At 58.2% G+C, this 4706-nt stretch carries 5 protein-coding genes and 1 tRNA gene; all 6 read right to left on the bottom strand.

What is annotated here, in order from left to right:
* Positions 1 to 64: 64 nt before the first annotated feature.
* Complete coding sequence (locus F4X57_04255) at positions 65 to 835, bottom strand: hypothetical protein (GenBank protein ID MYC06372.1); 771 nt, start codon at positions 833 to 835, stop codon at positions 65 to 67.
* A 71-nt stretch (positions 836 to 906) separates the two neighbouring features.
* A complete protein-coding gene (locus F4X57_04250) occupies positions 907 to 1461 on the bottom strand; it encodes a hypothetical protein (GenBank protein ID MYC06371.1) in 555 nt (184 codons plus the stop codon).
* 404 nt (positions 1462 to 1865) lie between these two features.
* A complete protein-coding gene (locus tag F4X57_04245; protein MYC06370.1) occupies positions 1866 to 2117 on the bottom strand; it encodes an AlpA family transcriptional regulator in 252 nt (83 codons plus the stop codon).
* Between the two features lie 212 nt (positions 2118 to 2329).
* Positions 2330 to 2806 (bottom strand): hypothetical protein, encoded by a 477-nt coding sequence (locus tag F4X57_04240; protein MYC06369.1) that lies wholly within the window; start codon positions 2804 to 2806, stop codon positions 2330 to 2332.
* 170 nt (positions 2807 to 2976) lie between these two features.
* Complete coding sequence (locus tag F4X57_04235) at positions 2977 to 4167, bottom strand: tyrosine-type recombinase/integrase (GenBank protein MYC06368.1); 1191 nt, start codon at positions 4165 to 4167, stop codon at positions 2977 to 2979.
* 141 nt (positions 4168 to 4308) lie between these two features.
* Positions 4309 to 4384: transfer RNA gene (locus tag F4X57_04230), tRNA-Ala, on the bottom strand.
* Positions 4385 to 4706 lie beyond the last annotated feature (322 nt).

The raw sequence follows: 4706 nt of genomic DNA, 5'->3' as shown, positions 1-4706 counted from the left end.
GCCAGATTAGGGCAATTATCATCTGGGCTAAAGTGATTTGACGACACGCCCTAGTGGGCATTCATCAGGAAGCCGCGGCCTGAGTGTCCTGCGCCTGACAGCGCGGGCATGGCTCGTCGCCCCGGGGCGCAACCGCGTAGCCGATGGATAGCGCGGCTCCGGTCACGTCCGTCAGCGCCCGCTCGATGGGAGAGTGCAGTCGATTCTCCAGCATCTCAGCTGCGAACCGGCTGTGTGCGCTCACCACGAACTGCCCACCGGCGTAGGCCAACCCTCGCGACTCCGCCAGCCAGGTCTCGAACGCCGGCCTGGGCACCTGAGACCGCAGCACTTCGAGCACGGACGCCCACACCTCCTCCGCCGGGGACACCTGCTCAACGTGCGCCAGGTGAAGCAGGTCCCAGTCGGGCGGCTCCCGCGCGAAGTCCTGCCCTCTCGACGGTCCCGGTATAGACGCAGGCGGTGGCTCGAGGGCGAGACCGGCAATAGATCCCTCGCCCGTTCGCAGGACATCCTCCGCAATCCGCCGCGCGAAGCCGACCACGTTCCTGACGCCCCTGCTCTCGCTGACGCGACCGGCGATGTAGCCAGCAGTCCGTTCGTCCGGTGGCGATCCCGTCAGCTCTTCGTAGGTCGCCGTGAGAAGCCTCAGGTCAGAGAACTGCGCGGCCAGAATGCCGCCGTGTCCCACCTTCGCCAGTGAGCCGGCGAGGAGTTCGAAGAAGTCCGGCCGGTCGTATTCTGACCGTGACAGGTTTGCAGCTGCAGCTGCTTCCTCTTTTTCCTCATGTACTTTTTCCTCATGTATCTGAGGGGATGTCATGATTTGTGACATGTTTCTCAGAAACCTGTCATGATCCGTTACATGTTTCTCGGAACCGTGACGTGTTTCTCGACCGAAACCTGTCACAATCCGTGACGTGTTTCCCGGCCGCTCCGTGACATGTTTCCCGAACCTGTCATGGTCTCGCCAACGGCTTCCAAGAACGCCATCATCTGCTCGGGTGTGATCCCCACCGCCAGCAACTCGTCGATCCGCCGGTGCACGTCGCCTGTCGAAACGGATAACCGTTCGGCGACGACTTCGGGCTCTGGGAGCCGGGTCTGGGCGTCGGGCGACCTCGTGATCTCCGGCAGTACACCTTGCGCCGGGTGCGGGTTCCTAACGACCGGGGAGTTGAAGCGGTAGCGGGTTGTCGTGCCCCGTCCCGATGAAGTGCGCCCGCCGCCGTGCTCGACCTTGATGAGCAGACCGTTTCGCACCAGCCGGCCGAGGCAGTTGCGGTATCCACCGTAGGACATGTCGGGAAGGTGCTCCTCGATGAGCTTCTTCCCTCTCATCCAGAACTCGCCGTGGTCGTCGTGAGCGACCAGGCAGATGGCGTTGAGAACCTGTCTAGTTCTCGGCGTAAGGCAGGGATGTATCAGAGTCTGTGCCCAGTTGCTCAGATCATATCCCATGTCGGCGCCCCCGATGGGAAGATTGGCGACCGAGGTGGACGCGCGAGTGGACGGCGTGTATCGTCGACGTTGATGGAGTGCCGCGGCGTCCCCCACTCGCGCGTGCGATGGCAACGCGGGGAATGGCGATGATCCGCTCGAAGCCGGTCTCACCGACGATGTGGCTGTGATGGTTCCCCAGCACAAGCCTGGGCCCGGCAGCGCTGGGATTACGATGCTCCGGCGTGAAGGTGAGGGAGTGACGGCCTGTGCCCTTCCGTCTCACGCATTCCCGCCGGGCTATCGTATTATCGAAGGCCGAGCGCTGCATGCTAATATTCATAGCGCATCAGCTTCCTGGCAGGTTTGCGGTCCAGGCCTTGTGCTGCTGCAAACCTCACAAGGCCTGTTTCTCCGCCCTCCTTCTAGTGCATAACGGTTCGCGGTCGTTCCGTAATCCACCCCTCCACCTCGCTTTCGCGCCAACGCACCGCGCGCTTGCCGACCCTGACGGGCCGCGGAAATTTTCCAATCTGAATCTTGCGATAAAGCTCCGACCTGCTCAGCCCCGTGTAACTCAAGACTTCCTCCAATCTTATTAACCGATCAATCACGATAGTTCCTCCTCTCCTACTTGCTACGATAAACTTTCTTTGAACTGCAAACCGCCTGATCATTTCTGCTTGAGGGCCCCGTCCATAAGGGAAATCTGAATGATTGAATTCCGTAATGGACGGCTTCCGTCGGGAAGCGGTTTGCAGAATTTGCACAGGGGGTATCCGGGCTCCTCATGGACAAGTCGTGTCAGACCTGTCCATGGGCTGAACGTGGCTATACTACGGAGTTCAGCCGGAGCCCGCCCCTGTGCGGGGCATCCCAATGAGGGAGATTACTGGAAGATGAGGTGGGGACTTGTACTGGCGAGCCAGCGGTGGACGAGGATTCGGGGAGTCTGGAGGAACCGGTTCCGGCTTAGCGGCGCGTCTGCCGCGCCATGCGTGATTTCCGGGGGAAGTGCCTTGAGAATCGAGGTCGTCCGGGAATACCGGATCGCCAGCCTTCCGAGGCGGATTGTCAGTGACAGTGTGAAGTCTCGGAAAAAGAATCGTCCAGCTCTGACGAGGACTTCAAACGCTCCCGTAGCGACCGTAAGTATGTAAGTGACTAAAACGGCATATGCAGCTTCTGCAACGGCTAGAGCTGACAGCGAAGCGCCGAAATCACCTGAGGCAAATTCGGCAATTCCTGCTGCTCCAAGGCCGAGCCACATCAGCACTGGTATCAGGCAGATCAACAGAGCCATCAGCAGTTGATCGGCGCTTACCCGTGGGCCTGTTATGTGAGGATCGAGAACGGTCTTCGGCATTATGAATCCGAGCCTAAATCGTGATCAACAATTCGTCAAGTTCCACCGGGTCCATCCGGACTTCAAGCGGTCAGACAGCTGCTTCTGCCCCAGTCACTTGTATCAAGTGAGCGAAGGGAATCCTTATGCCTCGCCGGCATCCTCAGCCCTCATGCGCTTCACCATTCCTGTCAGCTCGTGTCTAAACTCGGGCGATTTTCCTCATAAGGATGATTGGAGAGGAAAATCCCCCACTGCTGCATGAGCGTTCGGCGCTGTTCCAGGAGGTCCGAGCGCATGTATGCTTGCTCGACCGCCGACCCCACCGAGTGAGCCAGCGAAAGCTCCATCGCGGCATGGCTTGAGTTTGTGTTCTCCTGTGCCCATATTCTGAACGAAGAGCGAAAGCCGTGCGCCGTGGTCCTGCTGTGCAGTCCTGCGGACTTCAGAACCTTGCCGAGCGTGTTCTCACTCACCGGCCTCCCGCGATTGACCGGAGAGGGGAATACCAGGCTTGATCCGTCAGAGAGTGATTTTGCTTCCTCGAGCAAAGAGATAGCTAAGTCGGAAAGTGGAACGCGATGCTCGCGCTCGGCCTTCATCCTTTCCGCCGGAATCACCCAGAGAGACGCGGCCAGGTCGATGTCCTCCCACGAAGCGCCACGGGCTTCCCCGGGGCGGGCAGCCGTCAGGATTGCGAATCGCAGGCATAGTTTAGACGCAGTGGCGGACTCCGTCATGCTGATCGCATTCAGCGCCGCCGGAACTTCCTTGTAGGGAAGCGATCGAAGGTGTTCCTTCACCTTGGGCATAGTCGGGAGAGCTGCCTTAATCGCCTCTCCCGCCGGGTTATACTCGATGTAGTCGTGCGCGATAGCCCAATCGAAAATCGCCCTAACGCGTTGCCGAACTCTCCGAGCCGTCTCGGACTTGCTCGTCCAGATAGGAGTTAGGATACGGAGAACGTCCTGCTTGCCTATGCTGTCAATGCGGGAGTCGCCAATCACAGGAAGGGCGTAACGCTCGACCGTCTGCATCCAGGAGTCGGCATGCTTTTTGTTGCGCCACGTGGGAACCTTAATGGCATGAACCGCTCGCGCCGCTTCCTTGAATGTGGGCGTGGAAGCCCTCCGGTTCTCCGCTAATGGGTTTCGACCATCCGCAACGGCGGCGCGATTATCAGCAGCGCGCCGGCGAGCCTGCGCAAGACTCACATCCGGGTATCCTCCGAGCCCCATGTCTCGCCGTCTGCCATCTATCGTGATGCGCTGAACCCAACTCTTGGAGCCGCGCTTCGCGATATTCAGGTAAAGTCCGCTGCCATCACCGTAACGTCCTGGCGTCTGAAGGCTCTTGACTTTGGCAACTGTTAATCTGGACATTGCCTGTTTCCCCCTATGTTTCCCACACCATGAGTGGGATAATACAGGAAAACTTGAAACTTTGCAAGAGAACGCAATCCCAACTAAGCAGTCTAATATGGGATAAACAGGGACTATCTGGGATGGTGTGGGAAGGAGAAGTGGTGGAGATAGGGGGACTTGAACCCCCGACCTCGGCATTGCGAACGCCGCGCTCTCCCAACTGAGCTATATCCCCAAACACTGATCGAAATTATAGCAATCGCATTGAACGGGTGTCAATTTTACGCCGTCCGTCTATCAATCAATGCATCCCATCCTATGCATCCATGGATGAAACCTTGTGGAGCGACAGGGCATTTCGGTTGGCACCCCGAACAAAGGTGAAGAGGCTAAATCGCCGTGTGAAAACAAGCCTGTCCGTAGTCAATGCGCTCAGATTTCTCGCTTCGCTCGAAATGAAATGAATAACCGAAAGCCCTTATGTAGAGCGCCTCGAAAATTGGAAACTGTATCAGTTTCAAATCAGGACAAGGATTAGTCTCAATTTGTTTGTAGTG

It is taken from the genome of Chloroflexota bacterium, assembly GCA_009840355.1.
Lineage (GTDB): Bacteria > Chloroflexota > Dehalococcoidia > Lucifugimonadales > JADFKI01 > Bin90.
Note: the sequence above shows the minus strand (reverse complement) of the source record. Positions and strands in the feature narration are given on the sequence as shown.